Annotated in this window: 21 protein-coding genes; 15 read left to right on the top strand and 6 right to left on the bottom strand. The window is 26.0% G+C overall.

Going from position 1 to position 21,039, the window contains the following annotated elements; genetic code table 11:
• Both EIH23_RS13160 and EIH23_RS13155 read left to right on the top strand, forming a co-directional pair.
• Positions 1–789 (top strand): C40 family peptidase (locus tag EIH23_RS13160; protein WP_164489080.1); only part of this gene is annotated, 789 nt, incomplete at its 5' end.
• Between the two features lie 125 nt (positions 790–914).
• Positions 915–1,739, top strand: coding sequence for an aldo/keto reductase (locus EIH23_RS13155; RefSeq protein ID WP_122640843.1), 825 nt, complete (start codon positions 915–917; stop codon positions 1,737–1,739).
• Between the two features lie 71 nt (positions 1,740–1,810).
• On the opposite strand, the gene EIH23_RS13150 is transcribed toward EIH23_RS13155, so the two are convergent.
• Positions 1,811–2,851, bottom strand: a complete 1,041-nt coding sequence (locus EIH23_RS13150) for a PTS transporter subunit IIC (protein WP_122640842.1) — start codon at positions 2,849–2,851, stop codon at positions 1,811–1,813.
• Positions 2,852–3,188: 337 nt separating this feature from the next.
• On the opposite strand from EIH23_RS13150, the gene EIH23_RS13145 reads away from it, so the two are divergent.
• The 3 genes from EIH23_RS13145 (at position 3,189) to EIH23_RS13135 (ending at position 6,363) form a co-directional block, all read left to right on the top strand.
• Complete coding sequence (locus EIH23_RS13145) at positions 3,189–3,968, top strand: ZIP family metal transporter (protein ID WP_122640840.1); 780 nt, start codon at positions 3,189–3,191, stop codon at positions 3,966–3,968.
• Positions 3,969–4,364: 396 nt separating this feature from the next.
• The gene (locus EIH23_RS13140; RefSeq protein ID WP_122640838.1) at positions 4,365–4,937 is read left to right on the top strand and encodes a type I restriction enzyme HsdR N-terminal domain-containing protein; all 573 of its coding nucleotides are present in this window, start codon (positions 4,365–4,367) and stop codon (positions 4,935–4,937) included.
• Between the two features lie 541 nt (positions 4,938–5,478).
• Positions 5,479–6,363 carry a sigma-70 family RNA polymerase sigma factor gene (locus tag EIH23_RS13135; protein ID WP_122640836.1) on the top strand — a complete coding sequence of 295 codons (885 nt, stop codon included), beginning with the start codon at positions 5,479–5,481 and terminating at the stop codon, positions 6,361–6,363.
• A 72-nt stretch (positions 6,364–6,435) separates the two neighbouring features.
• Here the strand turns inward: EIH23_RS13135 and EIH23_RS13130 are convergent, their stop codons facing one another.
• Entirely contained in the window at positions 6,436–6,849 is a 414-nt protein-coding gene (locus tag EIH23_RS13130) for a hypothetical protein (RefSeq protein ID WP_122640835.1), read from the bottom strand.
• Positions 6,850–6,963: 114 nt separating this feature from the next.
• Between EIH23_RS13130 and EIH23_RS13125 the strand changes: the two genes are divergently transcribed.
• The 4 genes from EIH23_RS13125 to EIH23_RS13110 all read left to right on the top strand — a co-directional run bounded on the left by EIH23_RS13125 (position 6,964) and on the right by EIH23_RS13110 (position 11,475).
• Positions 6,964–7,263, top strand: a complete 300-nt coding sequence (locus EIH23_RS13125) for a GTPase (RefSeq protein WP_122640834.1) — start codon at positions 6,964–6,966, stop codon at positions 7,261–7,263.
• 65 nt (positions 7,264–7,328) lie between these two features.
• The gene (locus EIH23_RS13120) at positions 7,329–8,669 is read left to right on the top strand and encodes a GTPase (RefSeq protein ID WP_122640833.1); all 1,341 of its coding nucleotides are present in this window, start codon (positions 7,329–7,331) and stop codon (positions 8,667–8,669) included.
• Between the two features lie 4 nt (positions 8,670–8,673).
• Positions 8,674–10,329: a dynamin family protein gene (locus EIH23_RS13115; RefSeq protein ID WP_122640832.1), complete on the top strand. Its 1,656-nt coding sequence runs from the start codon at positions 8,674–8,676 to the stop codon at positions 10,327–10,329.
• A 72-nt stretch (positions 10,330–10,401) separates the two neighbouring features.
• Positions 10,402–11,475: a glycosyltransferase gene (locus EIH23_RS13110; RefSeq protein ID WP_122640830.1), complete on the top strand. Its 1,074-nt coding sequence runs from the start codon at positions 10,402–10,404 to the stop codon at positions 11,473–11,475.
• A 17-nt stretch (positions 11,476–11,492) separates the two neighbouring features.
• Here EIH23_RS13110 and EIH23_RS13105 read toward each other — a convergent pair whose 3' ends face one another.
• Positions 11,493–11,732 carry a hypothetical protein gene (locus EIH23_RS13105; protein WP_122640829.1) on the bottom strand — a complete coding sequence of 80 codons (240 nt, stop codon included), beginning with the start codon at positions 11,730–11,732 and terminating at the stop codon, positions 11,493–11,495.
• Between the two features lie 318 nt (positions 11,733–12,050).
• Between EIH23_RS13105 and EIH23_RS13100 the strand changes: the two genes are divergently transcribed.
• The 3 genes from EIH23_RS13100 (at position 12,051) to EIH23_RS13090 (ending at position 15,003) form a co-directional block, all read left to right on the top strand.
• Positions 12,051–12,584, top strand: coding sequence for a hypothetical protein (locus EIH23_RS13100; protein WP_122640828.1), 534 nt, complete (start codon positions 12,051–12,053; stop codon positions 12,582–12,584).
• 166 nt (positions 12,585–12,750) lie between these two features.
• Positions 12,751–13,002, top strand: coding sequence for a hypothetical protein (locus EIH23_RS13095; RefSeq protein WP_122640827.1), 252 nt, complete (start codon positions 12,751–12,753; stop codon positions 13,000–13,002).
• Positions 13,003–13,368: 366 nt separating this feature from the next.
• Positions 13,369–15,003 (top strand): amidohydrolase, encoded by a 1,635-nt coding sequence (locus EIH23_RS13090; protein WP_122640825.1) that lies wholly within the window; start codon positions 13,369–13,371, stop codon positions 15,001–15,003.
• Positions 15,004–15,052: 49 nt separating this feature from the next.
• Here the strand turns inward: EIH23_RS13090 and feoB are convergent, their stop codons facing one another.
• Both feoB and EIH23_RS13080 read right to left on the bottom strand, forming a co-directional pair.
• Complete coding sequence (feoB, locus tag EIH23_RS13085) at positions 15,053–17,170, bottom strand: ferrous iron transport protein B (RefSeq protein WP_122640823.1); 2,118 nt, start codon at positions 17,168–17,170, stop codon at positions 15,053–15,055.
• 30 nt (positions 17,171–17,200) lie between these two features.
• Positions 17,201–17,428, bottom strand: coding sequence for a FeoA family protein (locus tag EIH23_RS13080; RefSeq protein ID WP_122640822.1), 228 nt, complete (start codon positions 17,426–17,428; stop codon positions 17,201–17,203).
• A 156-nt stretch (positions 17,429–17,584) separates the two neighbouring features.
• Between EIH23_RS13080 and EIH23_RS13075 the strand changes: the two genes are divergently transcribed.
• From EIH23_RS13075 to EIH23_RS13065, 3 genes are all read left to right on the top strand, one after another.
• Positions 17,585–18,043, top strand: coding sequence for a metal-dependent transcriptional regulator (locus EIH23_RS13075; protein WP_122640820.1), 459 nt, complete (start codon positions 17,585–17,587; stop codon positions 18,041–18,043).
• A 158-nt stretch (positions 18,044–18,201) separates the two neighbouring features.
• A complete protein-coding gene (locus tag EIH23_RS13070) occupies positions 18,202–19,656 on the top strand; it encodes a UDP-N-acetylmuramoyl-L-alanyl-D-glutamate--2,6-diaminopimelate ligase (RefSeq protein ID WP_122640818.1) in 1,455 nt (484 codons plus the stop codon).
• A 117-nt stretch (positions 19,657–19,773) separates the two neighbouring features.
• Positions 19,774–20,391 (top strand): flavodoxin family protein, encoded by a 618-nt coding sequence (locus EIH23_RS13065; protein ID WP_122640817.1) that lies wholly within the window; start codon positions 19,774–19,776, stop codon positions 20,389–20,391.
• A gap of 80 nt (positions 20,392–20,471) precedes the next feature.
• Here the strand turns inward: EIH23_RS13065 and EIH23_RS13060 are convergent, their stop codons facing one another.
• Complete coding sequence (locus tag EIH23_RS13060) at positions 20,472–20,912, bottom strand: GNAT family N-acetyltransferase (RefSeq protein WP_122640815.1); 441 nt, start codon at positions 20,910–20,912, stop codon at positions 20,472–20,474.
• Between the last annotated feature and the right edge of the window lie 127 nt (positions 20,913–21,039).

Below are 21,039 nucleotides of genomic sequence, written 5' to 3'. Positions count from 1 at the left end.
AGTGGAGCTAGTACAAGTTACTCTATAATAGGTAAAGTATATAGTGGAAATACTGTAGAGATAATAGGAAGCTCAAATGGATGGTATAACATAAAGCTATCAAGTGGAAAAACTGGATGGGTAAGTGGAGATTACGTAAATGTAGGTGGATCATCTAATGATACAAGTACGACAATTAAAACAGGAATAGTAAATACATCTGTACTAAATGTAAGAAGTGGAGCTAGTACAAGTTACTCTATAATAGGTAAAGTATATAGTGGAAATACTGTAGAGATAATAGGAAGCTCAAATGGATGGTATAACATAAAGCTATCAAGTGGAAAAACTGGATGGGTAAGTGCAGACTATGTAAATGTAGGTGGATCCTCTAGTAACTCTGGATCATCTAGCAACTCTGGATCAACTGTTACTAATAAAGCTCAAGCTATAGTTGACTTGGCTAATAAACAAATTGGAAAGCCATATGTATGGGGAGCGGAAGGTCCAAATGCATTCGACTGTTCAGGTCTTACTTACTATGTATATAAAACTGCTTTAGGAATAACATTGCCAAGAACTTCTACAGAGCAATCTAAAACTGGTACAACTGTAAGTAGATCAAATTTACAGCCAGGAGATTTAATATTCTCAAGTACTAATGGAAGTGGTAGTGTAAGTCATGTAGGTATATATATAGGTAATGGTCAAATGATTCATGCTCCGAAACCAGGTGATACAGTTAAAAAGACTAATATAAATACTACATATTGGAACAATGCATATCTTTGGGCTAAAAGATATATATAATAGAATTACTTAAAAGTTGTAAAAACACCTCAAGAAATAATTATTTCTTGAGGTGTTTTTATTTAAATATGATAAAATTATATTATGTGAAATAAAGATAATTATAAAATATAGGGGAGGAATATATGAAAATAAAGTCAAAATTATTATCTAATAACATAAGTATACCTTCAATAGGATTTGGAACATATAAATCTGGAAATGAAAAAGAAACTGCTATAGTAGTAAAAGAAGCTTTAAATTTAGGATATAAAATGATAGATACCGCATCGTTTTATAAAAATGAAGTTGGTATAGGAAATGGAATAAAGGAAAGTAAAATAAATAGAGAAGATATATTTTTAGTAACTAAGCTTTGGAATGATGATCATGGCTATGAAAATACTATTGAAGCATTTAATAAGTCAATAAATAACCTACAGGTAGATTATATAGATTTGTACCTAGTTCATTGGCCAAATAAATTAAATGCTGAAACTTGGAGAGCTTTTGAATATTTATATGAAAATAAAAAAGTAAAATCAATAGGTGTATGCAATTTTAAAATCGAGCATTTAGAAGAGTTAAAGAAAACAGCAAAAATAATGCCTATGGTAAATCAAATAGAAATACATCCATTTAGCACAAAAAATGATATAGTAAATTATTGTGAATATAATAATATTCAAGTTGTTGCATGGAGTCCAATTGCTAGAGGAAGAGTATTTACTAATGATTTAATGATTGAATTATCGAATAAATATAAAAAATCAATACCACAAATAGTATTAAGATGGCATATTCAAAGAAATATAATTCCAATACCAAAATCGTCAAATAAAGATAGAATAAAAGAGAATATAGATATATTTGATTTTGAAATTTCTAGCGAAGATATGAAGCGTATAAACTCTTTAAATGAAGGAGATAACATATCTGTGTCAACTCCTCCTGTAAACACAATATATTAAAAAAATAGATAAAAACTTAATTTAAAAGTGTAGTTATAAAGTCATTATGATTTTAAACTACACTTTTAACATTATAAATCTAATTTTAAATCCCCATAATTTATAAATCCTTTTTTTCTCATAAATTCAGAAATAATAAAAGTAATGACTGCAGGAAGTACAAAATGAAGAAGAATAATTCCTATCCAAGTTGATATAGAATTATCCATAGCATTTAAAGTTCCAAATTGACCTACAAAACCACTAGTACCCATTCCGGAGCCAATTGGAATATTTTCCATCTTAAATATAGTAGTAGACAATGGACCTACAATAATAGAAGTTAAAGTTGGAGGAATCCATATTTTATAGTTCTTAATAATATTAGGCATTTGTAACATTGAAGTACCTACTCCTTGTGCAATAAGACCTCCCATACCATTTTCTTTTAAACTCATTACAGCGAATCCTACCATTTGACAACAGCATCCAACTGTAGCAGCCCCACCAGCAAGGCCACTAAGACCTAGCATCATACAGATAGCTGCACTACTAATAGGAAGAGTAAGAGCTATTCCAACTAATGCAGAAACTAAAGCACCCATAATGAAAGGTTGCATATCGGTAGCATTCATTATTAAATTTCCAAAGGAGTTCATAAAAATAGAAATAGCAGGTCCAATGATCTGAGCAGCTAAAACACCAACTAATATAGTTATAGCGGGAGTAATTATTATATCTATTTTAGTTTCTTTAGAAATTATTTTTCCACATTCAACGGCTAATACAGCAGCAACAAATGCTCCTACTGGGCCACCTAGCTCATTACCACATGCACCAACTATAGCACATGAGAACATAACTAATGGAGGTGCTTGAAGACCATAAGCAATAGATATAGCTATACAAGGTCCTGTAACTTGTTTTGAAAGTGGATTTATTATTTCTGTAAATAATGTTATATTAAACATTTCTCCTAAGGTATTAAATATTGTACCTATAAGTAATGAAGAAAACAATCCTAGTGCCATATAACTAAGAGCATCTATAAGATAACGATTGATTGACACTTCTACATTTTTTCTTTTTAGAAAGGTATGTATATTTGACTGTTTATTAATTGTATTATTCATAATAACTCCCCTTTTATATAAATATATTTTAAATTTATTAACTTTATTGTACATAAAAGTTGGTGACAAGACAACTGTTTATGCATTATGTAATGAAATAAATATATAAAGATATAAAATTAAATACTTATTTAACTAATTTTTAGTTGTAAATTGAAGAACAATACTTAAATTAAGAACAGTCTATTATAATTAGATAATATATGTAAAAAATAATTAAAATGTTTATAAAATATATTATAGGAGTAGATAAAATAAAATAATAGATTTAAAATATAATTATAGAAAATGAAAATTATTATCAAATGATGTTAAATATTTTAAGGTGGTGAATTTTATGAATGTTTTAATTGGAATATTAATACCTTTTGTAGGAACTGCATTAGGATCATCATGTGTATTTATAATGAAGAAAGAAATGAATACGGTAGTAAATAAGGTGCTACTAGGGTTTGCATCTGGAGTAATGATTGCAGCATCTGTATGGTCATTAATTATACCATCTATTGATATGAGTAGTAATATGGGCAAGTTTTCGTTTATTCCTGCTGCAGTTGGAATTTTAGTAGGGGTATTGTTTATGCTTGCTTTGGATAGTGTTATTCCTCATCTTCATTATAATTATAGTAAACCAGAAGGAATGAAAAGTGATAAGATAAGAAAGACAACAATGCTTGTACTAGCAGTAGTTTTGCATAATATACCAGAAGGAATGGCAGTAGGAATTGTTTTTGCTGGAATTTTAAATAATGGAAACACTATAAGTATAGCAGCAGCATTTGCTCTTTCAATTGGAATTGCAATTCAAAATTTTCCTGAAGGCGCTATAATATCTATGCCATTAAGAAGTGAGGGGGTAACTAAATCAAAATCATTTTACTATGGATTATTATCAGGAATTGTTGAACCAATTGGCGCTGCTTTGACTATTATATTCTCAAGTTTTATAACTCCAGCTATGCCTTATTTTCTATCTTTTGCAGCAGGAGCTATGATATATGTTGTTGTTGAAGAATTAATACCAGAAGCATCGGAAGGAAAGCATTCTGATATAGGTACTATTGGTTTTGCTTTAGGATTTGTACTTATGATGATTTTAGATGTAGCATTAGCTTAAATTAAAAATTGTTAAATATTAATTATAGATGTAAATATAATATGGGATTAATATTATCTGTTTATTTATAAATATAGTATAAAACTTGAGCATATTGGATATAAATTAAATACCATTACCAAATAAATTTTTAACTTAATATTTAAATCTCTTATAAATGAAATAGTAAGCGTACGCTTACTATTTCATTTTATATGTTAAATATCATATATATAATAGAATTACTTATAACTTAAATATTATAAAAGATTTTAGAAAGAATAAAATATGGGTATTATAAATGTAGATTAAAAAATATTTTCATATATACATTGAAAAAAAGATTGATGTATTATACTATAAAAAGGTAAACATTGGTTTACTTTTAATCATAAGCTTGGAAGGAGTACTAAAATTATGTCACAACAATTAGTAAAAGAGAGAGTAATTAAATATTTAATGGAAGATTTATTAGTTCCACATGATATGATAGATACAGATGTACCTTTATCAGAATTTGAAGAAGGTGCAGAAGGTGTACTTGATATAATAGTAAATGTAAAAGATAATGAGGATTACTATGCGCCAGTTTTAATAGTAAAATGCTTAGATGAAGATGTTGCTATGGAAGGTGAAACTGTACAAAAGCAAATAGACTTCTTAGAAGATGTAGATAATATAACTATGGCTGGAAGAATGATATTAACTAATGGAAATGAAATGATGTATGCAGATTGGACTGGAGAAGAGTATGATACAGATGCAGAACTTCCTACATATGAAACAATGGTAAAAGAATTCTTTGAGATGGAAGAAAAAATAAAAGCTATGGAAGCTGAGCATCATCACGATGGATGTGGATGCGGACATGAACACGGACATCATGAAGATCATGAATGCGGATGTGGTGGACATGAAGATGGAGGATGCTGTGGAGGACATAACCATGATGAAAATCATGGATGTGGATGTGGACATCATCACGAATAATTAACAAGAAAACTTGACTATAATTTTTAATGATGTTATTATTAAATGGTTAAAATTCACTGATAAAACCGTAAGTGTTGGGGCAATAATACTAAGGATTTATTAATGGTGGGATTTATAACGTCGTTCGAAAATGAGAGACCACAGATTTGTGGTCTTTTATTTTGCCTAAAATACAATATTTATAGAAAAAAAGAGGAAATTTAGGGGTAATAGTAGAATAATATTTACAATAAAATAAGTGTATGAAAAATTTTGTATAAACATAATTTTTTATAAAGTGCGTATTTATAGTATATAAACAAAAAATATTATAAAAAAATTTAGTAAAATCTGAGATGATTAAAAAAAATAAAAGGGTTTTTTTATATATATGTAGAATTATTGTTTAATAAAATAATTGACTTTTTATAAAAACTCAATATGGTATAGCGGGTATCTGGTATTTTTTCATAATTACAATCATATTATATAGATAAATAGAGCTACAGACACTTTAATATTGAATTTAATAAACTATATGTATAGAAGGGGTTAGATTATGGGGGCTAAAAAAGAAAATACTTACGAGAACTATATTTACGGGGAATCATCGAATTCATCAAATGCAATGAAAATGTACTTAAAAGAAATTGAAGAGTACAAAATGTTGTCTGCAGTAGAGGAAGTAGAACTAGCAAAAGCAATCTGTGACTCTACACCTGATGCTAAAGAACAATTTATAAATGCAAATTACAGACTAGTAGTAAGTATAGCAAAAAAATATAGAAAAGAAAGCGTAGATATGCTTGATTTAATTCAAGCAGGAAATATTGGACTTATAAAAGCTGTAGAGAAATATGATTACACAAAAGGTTATAAATTTAGTACTTATGCAACTTGGTGGATAAAACAAAGTATAACAAGATATATTGATGATTGTGAAAATACTATAAGGATACCGGTGCATCTTCATCAAAGGATTAATTTTGTAAAAAGAAAAAAACAAGAACTAGCGAATGTACTTCAAAGAGAACCTTCTTTAGAAGAGCTTGCGGAAGTGTGTGATCTTGAAGTTGAAAAAGTTATAGATATATTAAAAAGAGATAAGAGTATAGTTTCATTAGATACACCTATCAAGGAAGATGAAGATAGTAGCTTAGTTGAATTTATACCATCGGATGCTAACTTTGCAGATGTTGTAATACATGAGGTAGAACAGCATAACTTAAGAGAAAAAATAGAAGAATTATTAACTGGACTTAGTGATCAAGAACAAAAAGTTTTAAGAATGAGATTTGGACTAGATGATGATGATCCAAAGACATTAGAGGAAATAGGAAAAGTATTTGGAGTTACAAGGGAAAGAATTAGACAAATAGAAGCTAAAGCGATACGTAAACTTAGACATCCTAGTCGATTAAAACAACTAAAGCATTTTTATTAAAACCTAGACACAATATGAATATGGAGTATTAATATATATTCCATATTCATAAATTGAGTTTAGGTTTTATTTTTAATTTTTGCTATATATAGCGGAATCTTTATAAGTTGATACTTCTACACTTACTAATTTTATATCTTCAAATGTTTCTTCAATAGAAACCTTCATTATATTGAATATATTTTCAGCTAAATTTATTAATGTTGGCTTAAATGGAACATCTTTATATGGAAGTGAAGGTAATGGAGCATGTGTTTTTGTTCTTTCTCCAATTTTTATTAATGTTTTATGAAACCAATTTTGATCTATTTCTAAATCGAATAGTTTTCTTAGACCTGAAGAGTCAAATGAACTTTCCTTGTTATCATCTCTGTTTAAAATTTCTACTATAAAAATTATATCAATGGATTCTGGTTTACCCACCTGATAAACATTTAAATATCTGGAGTAATAAGTTGGATAAGTGATTTTCATAAATTTTGACATAATGTTCCTCCTTATTAATACTATTATATTCTAATCTATTCTAATAAGTTATATAGAGTTACAAGGTTTCATATACTTTAGTAGATAATTTACTTAATTTAGAGGTTGGTATCTATGAGTTTTGTTAGTAGAGAAAAGGAGTTTTTAAAATTTAGTTCTATTCTTGAGAATTTAATAAGCATAATAGAAAATATAGAGATTAGTATAATTGAATCTGATGTAAATAGAACTTATAAAATGTTAAATGATATAAGATATGAAATTGAAGTTAGTTTAGAAAACTTAGTAGAATTATTACATCCTTTTTTATTGTTTATAGTAGGTTCAGGAAACTATGGAAAGTCTACACTTATAAATGCTCTTATAGAAGATAATTTAATAAAACTAAAGACTTACCAAATACTTGGAAGTTAGATTTATTTTGTAAATCTAATAATGAAAAAATAGAAATTATTTACAATGATAAAATTGTAGTATCAATGTCTTTAGAGGAAGGAGTAGATTTAATAAATAAAGAAGAAGATAAATTTAGAAAATCTAGAAAGAAAATATTTAATATATTAAGAGAGCATAAATTGAATAAAAATCTAAGTATAAAAGACTTAAAAAGATTAAAATTATCTTTGGAAGAACAATATCAATATATATCTGATATTGTAGAGGTAAAGTATTATTTTAATAAAAATGGTATATTAAATGATTTTATCATTGTAGATACTCCAGGATTAAATCAAATATTAAGTAAAAGTATGGTAAGTTCAATAAAAGATTACTACATTAAGTCTGATGGAATAATATGGATTATAGATGCTCAAAATATTATTTCTAAGAAAAGTAATGATCTTATTTCAGATATTAATAAATTAAATAAATTATATAATAGCAGAAAGAATATGATATTAGTAGTAAATAAAATGGATGTAATTGAAAGTAGCGATAAGGTTAATGTACATAAGGTTAAGGCAAAAGTTAAGGAGATTTATAGTGATATATTTGATGATATAGTATTTATTTCTGCAAAGAATGCAGTTAATGGCATTTTAAACAATGATACTGTCCTACTTAACAAAAGTAATATAAGTATTTTAAGAAGCTCTATAAATAGACACTTCAAAGAAACCTCACAAGAAAATCAAATAAAATCAAAACATAAAAACTTAATGTTAATGTCACAAAAAATCATGAAAATTATAGAAGAATATAAAAGAGAAGTATATAAAGATATATCTATATATAATAATTCAAACTTTCACTTAAATGAAAATATAAATATACATAAAAAATATATAATAGACTTATTATACGATATAAAAAATAAACCATATTATAAATTAATAGATATAAAAGAAATAGAAACAAGATTAAATGATATAGAAGAAATTTGTAAAAAAGAATTAAATAGGTTATATGAAAATAATTATAAAAGTTATAGTGGTAAAAAAAATATAGAAATAGAAAAGATAGATTTTCATATATCTTTTACTAAGAATAAGAACATTATAATAGATTATAATGCGTTAAAAGAGCTAAATAATGTAAAAAAAAAATCAAAAGATAAAGTTTTAGATTATATGAGAAGTAAAAGTTTTAAAAGAGTTTCTAGTGATGATCTAGATATAAAAAATCAAATCTATGGCAAGTTAAATACTTTGATTGATGAATGTATTTGTGATGTAGAAGCTAATTTTGAATTAATTAAAAATAAAGTGGAGTTAGTTAAATATAATACATTTAAAGAAAAATATTTGAGTAAAGAATATATAAATAGTCACATAGCAGAATTAGAAATAATTTATAATATTGTGAAAAATTTGAGGTGATATTATGAAAGAAATAAAAGAATCTATGTATAAAATAAAAGAAAAGCTTTTACAATCTCCTTTGAGAAGTATATTAAGTGAAGGAGATAATATACCTTTTAAAAGCATTGTTGAAGGTAACTTAAATGATAACATAGAGAGTATAGAAATTTTACAAAACAACGAATCTAAGCCGTTAAATATAGTAATAGTAGGGGAGGTTAAATCAGGTAAATCAACTTTTTTTAACACTTTACTAAAAAAAGATATAAGTGAGGTTGATGTACTTGAGTCAACATCATCAATAATAGAAGCTAGTTATGGAGAAAAATATGAAAATAACTTTGAGGATGGAATTTATAAAATTAAATTAAATTTAGATTTATTAAAAAAAATAAATATAGTTGACACCCCAGGTTTAAGAAGTATGACTACAAAAAATGAAAATAGAACTTTAAGCTATATACAAAATGCTGATATTATTTTATTTGTAATAGATGGTACTCATATAGGACAAGAAGATATAATAAATTCTTTAGATTTGATAGAGACACTTAAAAAGTCTATTGTAGGAATAGTAAATAAAGGAGATTTATTAGAAGATAATAAAGAAGAAGTTTTAGAGTACATACAAGAAGAGTATGGACTTTATATTGATAAGTTCTTCTTAATATCTTCTTATAAAGAGTATAAGAATGAAGATGATGAAACTGAGCGTAGTGAACTAAATAATAATTTTTATGATTTATTAAAATATATAGATGAATTATATAATAGCTCAATAGATATAAAAGAAAGTAGCACTGAAAATTCTCTTAAAGGAATTATTCAAAGAGAAATAATAACTAACTATGATTACTTTAAAAGTATAACAATGTTATATGAAGAAGTGAAAAAATATGAACAAATGCTTAGAAAAAAGCTAGATTATATAACTTCTAAGATGAATTTTGAAATAGACGATTGGATAGATAGATTGTTTTTTTATGATGAACTTGAAAAGATTAAGGAAAATTTAGAATATGCTAAAGACTATATAAATGAAGGATATATAAATAAGTGTTTAAATGGAAGAAAAGAAGAACTAGATGATTTATTTTTTAATGAATGGGATGAATGTTTAAAAGAAATTCAAAAAGAAATAGATAGTAATATAAATAAGTGTGTAGAAAGTATATACTATAAAGATGAGTTTTTAAATAAAAGTCCATATAAAATGGATAAAGATGATTTAAATATAAATGAAATGCTTGCCACAGTAGGTACAGGTGCTCTTTTAGGAATAACATCAGGAGGGATTGTTTCAGTATATAGTGCAGCAGTTGGTTCAAGTGCTGCATCTATGACTATAGGATCAGCTCTTATGATGTATTGTCCACCATTATTTATAGCAGGAACAATTAGTGGAGCTTTAGGTAAAATAATTTATGATAAGGTAAGATATGAGAATCAAAATAAGAGTAGTTTAAATGAAATAGAGGAATTTATTAAAAAGCTTAAAGAAAATGTAAAGGTTGATCTTAAATCAAATTATTATAAATGTAGTGAGGACATAGTTTTAACTAGTAGTGATATATTTAAAAAAGAAAAAGGCATAAATATGAATAGATATGAATTAGATAAATTTATAAATCAAATAGAATATTATGTTGAAGAATTAAAAGAATATTTAATAGAATAAATCATTTATTTAACAAAAAATGACATTCTAACATATATTATGGTATGACTATAAATTAAGGAGAATGTCATAATGATAAGCTTAAGTTTATGTATGATAGTTAGAGATGAAGAAGATGTAATAAAAAGATGTTTAAATAGCGTAGCGGGAGTAGTAGACGAAATTATAATTGTAGATACAGGATCTATTGATAAAACAAAAGAAATAGCTATGGATTTTACAGATAAGATATTCGATTTTAAGTGGAATGATGATTTTTCTGAAGCTAGAAATTTTTCATTTAGCAAATCTAGCAAAGATTATATATTATGGCTGGATGCAGATGAATATTTTGATAAAGAAAATAAGAATAAACTGAAAACTTTAAAAGAAAGTTTAAGTGATGATATAGATGTAGTAACACTTGAAACGAATATGTTAAAGAAAAATAATAATTGTATTTCTTTTATAGGGAGAAGAAATCGAATTGTAAAAAGAATAAAAAATTTTAGGTGGATAGGATTTGTCCATGAATATATAGATGTAGAAGGTGAAGTTTTTGATAGTGATATATCTATAATTCATAATAAATTGAAAACTGTAACAGATAGGAATCTGATTTTATATGAAAAAAATATAGAAAGTGGAAATACTTTAAGTGATAGAGATCTGTATTATTACGGAAAAGAATTGTATTGTAATAAATATTATGAAAAAGCGATATCTATATTAGAAGAATTTATAAAAAAATGTATATGGGTGGAAGAGTTAGTTGATTCTTTACGTAAGATTGGAAAGTGTTATTTATATTTAAATGATCATGAAAAGGCTAGAACTTACTTTTATAAATGTTTTGAATATATTTCACCTAATATTGGGGTTTTATATGATATAGCAGAGTCTTTTGAAATTCAAAAAGAGTATAGAAAAGCAATATCATGGTATGAAATTATATTAAAATTAGAGAATTTTAGTGAGTTTAATTTATGTGAATGTGAGTGTATAGGATGTATAGACTTTAATGTAAACTTGAGCCTTTGTGTATGTAATTTTGAAATTGGAAATATAAATAAATCATATTATCATCATCTTAAGTGTAAAGAAATAGACCCTCAAAATGCATGTGTAACTAAAAATGATGAAATATTTAATAATATGAAAGCCTAGGCATTAATCCTAGGCTTTTAAATATGTTTTTTAATTTTATCTACAGTTTTATAAAGAAACATAGCCGAATTATTTATTAATGAATCAATGTAGTCTTTATTATCATTAAAATCATCATCGGAATACAATTTAGTAACATCCATTCCTAGTAATAAATTTATACTCATAATACGATTTAATTGAATACAAACCATAGATAGAAAATAAATTATACAAAGACTAATCATAGATAAACTAATAAGAGTGAAAACAACCATTCATATCCCCCCAGTTAGAACATAAGTACATGTCCTTTAATTTAATTCTACTATATTAGAGGTATTATATCATCTTAAAAAAAAGTATAAAATTTATCAAATAACTACAATATAATACACAAAAAAACATATTTATGGAGTAAACACAAAAATCTATTAGTGGCAAAAAAGTAAAATGTTATTTATTGTATAAAACTTTTATCAAAGGTTAAATAAAATTTGGAAAATATTATTGACTAATTAAAGCTTAATATAGTAGATTATTTACTAACTGTTAGTTTACTAAATAATCTAACTAAATAAGTGGAGGAAAATGACGTGAGTAAAGAAGCAGCAAAGAAGAAATCTTCTTTCAGCATAGTAGAAACTATAATAATAAATCCTAAAGTAAATGGAGAAACAGTTCATTTACAATTTGAATTAAGAGAAAATAAAGAAATAACTGTTATAGGTGGAATTGATACTATAACTAATTTCTTTGAATTAGATATTGTGGAAAAGATTGATAATGGGTATAAGTTAGGCATAAGAAAATCAGATGATGTAAAAAGAAATCCAAAGTCTTATAAATATTTTACTAACATATGTAAATATAAAAAAGAAGTTGTATATGCACTTAAAAAACATTTTAAGTTACCACAAGATGAATTTATATATTTTTATAGACCAGATATATTATTGATGAATGAAAAAGAAACAATACAATTTATAAAAGAAAGGAAAAAATATAATAATTTTAAGAAGTTTGTTAGAAATACTATTAATAGACAGAGGTTATATCATCAAATGCTAAATATACCATATAAGCTTAACTATAATTTATTAACTTTATTAAAAATAAAACTAGGTTAATAAAATACTAATACTAAAGTAATAATTATTAAAGATTATATATCAAAGTAATTATAAATTTATACTTTGATATATAATCTTTTTTATATAAAATTATTATATAATATTTAAATTTATATTTATTCAAAAAAATTCAATAAGATTAAAAGGTAAACTTATATATAAGATGAAAGCTGTTACATCAATTATTAAACATAATTTATATACTCAGTATATATTAGATAAAGATTTAAGAATAGTTTTAGGAAATATAAATGAGATATTTATGCCGGAAGATTTATTTGATCAAATAGCCAAAGAAATATATGGTGAAAATAAAGTAACCTTAAGCTTAAATCAAATAGAAAAACATATAGAATATAAGATAAATATAATAAGAGAAAATCATCATTATATTTATCTAAAAATACTAAATTAGTACCTATTTATAGTGATAATATAAATGAATATGGAATTATAATAGATAATAAATTTAAAGATATGTGTGATAACATGTTTGAAGAAATATGGAATAATAAGAATAATTTGGTTATTGATAATAAAGATGAAATAATAGATATTATAATTGAATTTTTAGGGTATACAAAAATAATTAATAAAAAACTCTATCAATAGAAATAATAATTATAGTTTATGAATAATTTGAATTTACAGCTATATTTAAAGATATGAACATTGACTATAAACTAAATTATAAATAAACTAAGTCTTGTAAACAGCAAAGTTAAATATAGCTGTTTTAAAATTATATTTAGACTAATCGTATACACTAGGAGGAAATAAAATGCAAAGAACTATTTACTTTAATGGTAAGGTTATAACAGTAGATGATAAAAATACAATTGCTGAAGCTGTTTTAGTTGAGAATGGTAAGATAGCAAAAGTTGGATCAAATGAAGATATTTTATCAAATAAAGATGAAAACACTAAGTTAATAGATTTAGAGGGAAAAACTATGGTTCCAGGATTTTATGATCCACATGGACATTTAGTTGCTCAAGCTCAAGTATTAATGATAGTTCCTCTAAGTGAAGTTAAATCAAAAGAAGAAATTATTCAAAGCTTAAAAGAATATTATAAGATGAACAAAGATAGTATGAAAAAAGGAGATTGGATAATTGGATTTGGGTATGATAACTCTAAGTTCCCAGATGGTCAACATCCAACTAAGTTTGATTTAGATCAAGTTACTACAGAATATCCTATAACTATAAGTCATGCTTCAGGACATATAGCAGTTGTTAACAGTTTAGGATTAGAAAAGTATGGATATGGTGGTGTAGATTATGTAGTTCCAGAAGGTGGAGTTGTAAGAACTGTTGAAGGAAGTAGAGAAGCTAACGGTGTCTTAGAAGAAAATGCTATCTTGGATGAAGAAAAGAAAAAAGTAACACCTGAGTTTGGAATGGAAAAAGTACTAGAAAGTATAATTAAATGTGAAAAATTATATGCATCTATGGGTATAACAACAACTCAAGATGCATCTGTTGATGAGAATAATCATTATAATGAATTATTATTAGCACTAGCAAATAAAAATCAGCATATAATTGATATTGTTGGACTATCTACACAATTTTCAACATTTAATCAAATGAAAAATGAAGGAACTCCAAAGAGAGAATACTTTAATCACTATAAATTAGCAGGAGCTAAAACATGGTTAGATGGTTCTCCACAAGGTAAGACAGCTTGGTTAAGTGAGCCTTATTATGAAGTTCCAGAAGGTCAACCAAGTGATTATTCTGGTTATGGAACTCAAACTGATGAAGTAGTAACAGAATATTTTGTAAATTGTATAAATAATAACTTACAAGTTAATGTTCATACAAATGGTGATTTAGCTTGTGAGCAATTCTTAAGATGCTATGAAAAAGCTATGGAGATAACAGGACATGGTTCTGAATTAAGACCAGTTATGGTACATTGTCAAGCATTAAGAAAAGACCAAATGGATAGAGTAAAAAAAGTTGGAGCAGTGCCTACATTCTTTAATGACCATGTTTGGTATTGGGGTGATTATCACTATGAGTCAGTATTTGGTCCACAAAGAGCTCAAAATATATCACCTCTTGGATGGGCATTAAAGATGGGGATTAAATTTACACTACACCAAGATCCACCAGTAAAATTACCAAATCAATTACTAGGAATACACAATGCTGTAAATAGAAAAACACAATCAGGCAGAGTATTAGGTGAAGAACATAAAATACCAGTTATAGAAGCCTTAAAAGCTGTAACAATAAATGCAGCTTATCAATACTTTGAAGAAGATATAAAAGGAAGTATAGAAGAAGGAAAATATGCTGACTTTGTAATTCTTGATAAAAATATTTTAGAAGTAGATCCACAAGAAATAAAAAATATAAATGTAGTTGAAACAATAAAAGAAGGAAATACAATATTTAAAGCATAAGATTTATAATATGATATATAATAAAAGTCTGGGTAATTCCAGACTTTTATTATATAAATAAATTATACACACTAGTTGTTATAAAACAAACAACAAAAGCTATACAAGTAGGTAATAAAAAACCAATTGCAGTCCATTTTAAACTACCAGTTTCTCTTTTTATAGTTAATAAAGTAGTTGCACATGGCCAATGAAGTAAACTAAATAACATAACATTAAGAGCTGTCAAATATGTCCATCCATGTTCAACTAAAACGTTACCTAGAGCAAATGTATCAAGATCAATCATTGATCCAGTAGATAAATAAGCCATTAATAGTATTGGTATTACTATTTCATTTGCAGGAAAACCTAGTATAAATGCTAGCAATATAAATCCATCTAACCCTATTACTTTAGCTAAAGGATCTAAGAAGTTTGCTACATGAACCAATATACTAGTGTCTCCAATATATATATTTGCACATAGCCAAATAATTATGCCTGCAGGTATAGCAATTGTTATAGCTCTACCTAACACGAATATAGTTCTATCGACTATAGATGTATAAATAACTCTACCGATTTGAGGTGCTCTATAAGGTGGTAGTTCTAATGTGAAAGTAGAAGTAACACCTTTAAGCAAAGTTTTAGATAAAATATAAGATACAAGAAGTGTTATAAGAACACCAAATATTATAAGTAGAGTAATACATAAAGCAGTAGATATGCTAGATAATGCAGAGTTAGTAATTATAGATGTAAAGAAAATAGTAGATATAGCTATTAAAGTAGGAAATCTACCGTTACATGGCACAAAATTATTAGTAAGTATAGCTATAAGTCTTTCTCTAGGAGAATCTATGATTCTACAACCAATAACTCCAGCGGCATTACATCCAAACCCCATACACATAGTTAAACATTGTTTACCGTGACAGCAAGCTTTTTTAAATAAATGGTCTAAATTAAATGCAACTCTAGGCAAATAACCAAAATCTTCTAATAATGTGAATAATGGGAAGAATATAGCCATAGGTGGTAGCATAACAGATACAACCCATGCTAAAGTTTTATAAAGACCATCTACAAGCATTCCATTTAGCCAAGTAGGCGCATTAATTGAATTTAAAGCGCCTGTAAGTTTAGGCTGCAAGCCAAATAAGAAGTTTGATAATAACTCTGATGGATAGTTAGCACCTTCTATAGTTAGCCAAAGTATAAAGGCAAGCAATAAAAGCATTATAGGCATTCCAAAATACTTTGAAGTAAGTATTTTATCTATTCTTTCATCTCTATCTAATTTATTTTTAGATTCTACTATAGTGGATTTAGAGCTTAAAATATTAGCCATATCATAATTAGTTTTGCTAAACTGATCCCTTATATTTTTATCAGAATTTATCTTAGGTATTTTATCTTTTATTTTATTAAGCGAACCTTTATAATCAAAAGTTATATATTTATCCATAGACTCTAAAATGCTCTTATCACCATCTATAAGTCTAAGTCCTAGCCATCTAGGATTAAGTTGTGGGATCAACTCGTGTAATTCATCTTTTATTAAATTTACATTATTTTCTATATTCTCCCCATAAGTTATATATTTATTTTTAAAATTATATTTTTCAGATGAAACTTTATCTATAGCTTCTAACAAATCATTCATGCCATAACCAGAACGAGCTGCAGTTAAAACAACTGGAATACCAAGTTCTTCTTCTAATATATTTCTATTAATCAAAATGCCTTTCTTTTTGGCTTCATCTATTAAATTAATACATAAAATAACCTTATTAGTAAGTTCCATTACCTGGAAAACTAAGTTTAGATTTCTTTCTAAACAGTTAGCATCACATACAACTATAACTGCATCTGGATTACCAAAGCAAATAAAATCTCTTGCAACAATTTCTTCTTGAGATAATGCAAATAATGAGTATGTTCCAGGTAAGTCTATTAAAGCATAGTCTTTATTTTTATGATTAAAATCACCACGGGCTGTAGCTACAGTTTTACCAGGCCAGTTACCAGTATGTTGTTTAAGTCCTGTTAAATAATTGAATACGGTACTTTTCCCTGTATTTGGATTGCCAGCTAAAGCTATTACATATTGATCTTCTTTTTTTTCAATATCAAACATGTCTTTTAAAGATTTTGTTTTAGTACTCTGATGAGTTAATCCCATTTTTAATCCCCCTTTAAATATAATGATAAGTTAAAGTGTTGATACTAAAATCAAATTACTTTCTTCATTTCTTAAAGCTATTTTAGTTCCCCTAATGTTGTAAACTGTTAAATTATTTTTTGGACCTTTTCTAACTACATCTATTAAAGCACCTTCAGTTAAGCCAAGTGCTAGCATTCTTTCTCTTAAATTTCCATTAGATAAAAGTCTTTCGACTTTAACTGTATTTTTAACCTGAATATCAGCAAGCTTCTTCATGATACACCTCCAAGTAAATTTTTAGCCTAAGCTAACATTCTTAATTTAAGTTATGCACAGATATATATGATTGTTACTTAAAAAAATCAAATTATAGTAATTAATGTAATTTTTTTTAATATAAATTAATATAAGTCCATATAGTGGGGTGATTCTATGAAGAGTAGAGAAGATTATTATACATTTAATGAATACATGAAATATAACTCGCTTACGCCAAGTGAAGAAGATTATATAGAAATGATTTATAGATTATCTTTGCAAGAAGAGAAAATAAAACTAAAAGAAATTGCAACATCATTAAATATAAAGCCACCATCTGTAACTAAGATGATAAAAAAGTTAGAATCTAAAAAATTATTAATATATAGAAAATATGGCTATATACAATTAACAGGTATAGGTACTATAGTTGGTAAAAGATTATTTGATAGACATAATATTATTTATACATTTTTAAAAACTATTGGACTTAGTAATTACATACATGAAGAAACAGAAAAGATAGAACATACGATTAATATAGAAACACTTATAAGAATAGAGGAAGTTACAAATTTTTTAAAAGAAAATGAAGATATATTAAATAAGTTGAGGACTTATCAAAATAAATAAAAGATGGAATAAATCTATTTCTAAAGATAGTATTATTCTATCTTTTATTGGAAGTAGAATAAATATTATAATTTATATAGTAAAGCAACTTAAAAAGTACAAGTTTTCAAATTATATGCATATCTATAATTATATAGAATTTAGATAGGTGGTGTATTATGAAGTTATATAAGATTATTGAAAACATAGATATAATAAGCACATATGGTAACTGTAATATAGATATTGAAAATATAGAATATGACTCTAGAAATATTAAAAAAAATGGCTTATTCATATGTGTAAATGGATTAAATGTAAATGGACATAAGTTTATTAAAAGTGCTAAAGATAATGGTGCAATAGCATTTTTAATAAATGAAGATGTAGATATGATAAGTGGATATACATACATAAAGGTAAAAAATACAAAAGACGCAATGGCAAAGCTAGCTAGCAATTTTTACAATAATCCAAGTGAAAAAATTAATATAATAGGTATAACCGGAACTAATGGAAAAACAAGCATTTCAACATTTTTAAGTCAGGTCTTAAATGTTAAAAGAAAATGTGGATTAATAGGTACTATAAAAATTGATGATGGAAAGAATGAGATAACTTCTAAAAATACAACTCCAGAATCTTTAGATTTACAAAGAAGCTTTTTCAATATGTTAAATAATAACTGTGAATATTGTGCAATGGAAGTATCATCTCATTCATTGGCATTAAATAGAATTGAAGGTATAAATATTAATTTAGGGATATTTACGAATTTAACTGAGGATCATTTGGATTTTCATAAAGACTTAAATGAATATAGAGATGTAAAAGAAAGATTATTTCATAAAACCCAAAATGCTAATATTATAAATATAGATGATGAATCAGGTAGAATAATATTAAATCATATAAAAAATATAAAGACACCATATTATACATATTCAATAGAAAATAAAGCTGATTTTGTAGCTAAAGATATAAAAATGAATTCAAAGGGAGTTTCATATACTGTAGTTACACCTACATATGAAGCAAAAATAATTGTTCCAGTACCTGGAAAATTTACAATATACAATACCTTAGCAGTGATAAGCGCCTGTTATATACTAAATATACCAATTGATATTATACAAAAAGGTCTTAAAACATCTAAGGGAATAGAAGGTAGATTTGAAATTGTACAAAATAATAAGGGTATAAATGTAATAGTAGATTATGCTCATACGCCAGATGCATTAGAAAATATATTAAGTACAATAAAAGAATTTTCTAAAGGAAAAGTAATTACAGTTTTTGGGTGTGGTGGAGATAGAGATAAACAAAAACGACCAATTATGGGTAAAATAGCTCAGGATAACTCAGATATAACAATAATAACTTCAGATAATCCAAGAAAAGAAAAACCTTTAGATATAATTGATGATATATTATTAGGAATAGATAAAAGTATAAATAACTTTTTAGTAATAGAAGATAGAAAGCAAGCGATAGAAAAGGCAATAAGATTATCAAATAAAAATGATATTATATTAATAGCAGGAAAAGGACATGAAACCTATCAAATTATAGGTAATATTAAATATGATTTTGATGATAGAAAAATAGCTAAGGATATTATTAATAGTATATAAATAGAATACCTTTTATACTATCATTTTAGGAAGTATCTAACATAAATGTGCGTACTTTACCATATAAATAGAGTTGTATACAATAAATATATACAAAACTTATATAGGGGTGAAATTATGAAAGTATTAATGATAAATGGAAGTCCAAATAAATATGGATGTACTTATACAGCTCTTCATGAAGTAGAAAAAATATTAAATAAACATAATATAGAAACGGAGATACTTTATCTTGGAAATAAGCCTATTTCAGGATGTATAGCATGTGGAAGTTGTAAAAAAACTGGAAAATGTGTATGGAATGATAAAGTAAATGAAATAGTAGAGCAACTTGATAGTATTGATGGTATTATTGCAGGGTCACCAGTATATTATGCAGGTGCTAGTGGCCAGATAACTTCATTTCTTGATAGATTATTTTACACAGGTGGAAGTAAAATGGCTACTAAACTTGGAGCATCAGTAGTATCCTGTAGACGTGGAGGAGCTAGTGCAACCTTTGACCAATTAAATAAGTATTTTACTATAAGTAATATGCCTATAGTATCATCTCAGTACTGGAATCAAGTTCATGGATTTACTCCAGAGGATGTATTAAAGGATGAGGAAGGCCTACAAACAATGAGAACTTTAGGAGAGAATATGGCTTGGCTTTTAAAATGTATAGAAGCAGGAAGAAAGCTAGAAGTTAATAAACCTGTTTATGAAAATAAAATAATGACTAATTTTATATAAAATTTAGTTATTTATATAATTACATATAATAAAAATTGGCAGATTATTTTGTTATCTGCCAATTTTTATTATTCTATTTATTAGAGCTTCATTTTGATATGAGGAATATTAGCTTCAATGTAAGGATCAGATATCTCTTTAAACCCGCAAGATATATAAAGATCTTTTATGTATTCTTGTGATGATAAAATAATATGACTTTCGTTTAGTATATTTTGAATAAACTCAATAGATGTTAAAATCATCTTCTTAGCGATGCCATTATTTCTAAAGTCAGATAAAACTAGTACCCTACCTATTGAAGCTTCTCCATAAGAGCTAAACTTTTTAGGAATTATTCTGGCATAAGATATAACCTTGTCTTCTTCTTCTAAAAATATATGATAACAATTTTTATCAAGATTATCAAAGTCATTTTCACAAAAAATTTGTTGTTCACAAGCAAAAACTTCATACCTAGATTTAGCTATTTCATACATATCATTAGCTGTAAGTTCATTGAAATGTTTTATTTTAAACATACTCTACCTCCAATTCATTTTTGTTTATTATAACAAAAATAATAGAAGTTGAAATTATTAAATGTGTATTATCTTGGAAAAAGTGATATACTTTAAACTAAATGATATAAAAATTTATAAATAAGGT

The sequence above is a fragment of the Romboutsia sp. Marseille-P6047 genome, assembly GCF_900604535.1.
Lineage (GTDB): Bacteria > Bacillota > Clostridia > Peptostreptococcales > Peptostreptococcaceae > Romboutsia_E.
This window is presented reverse-complemented; position numbering and strand designations above follow the sequence as displayed.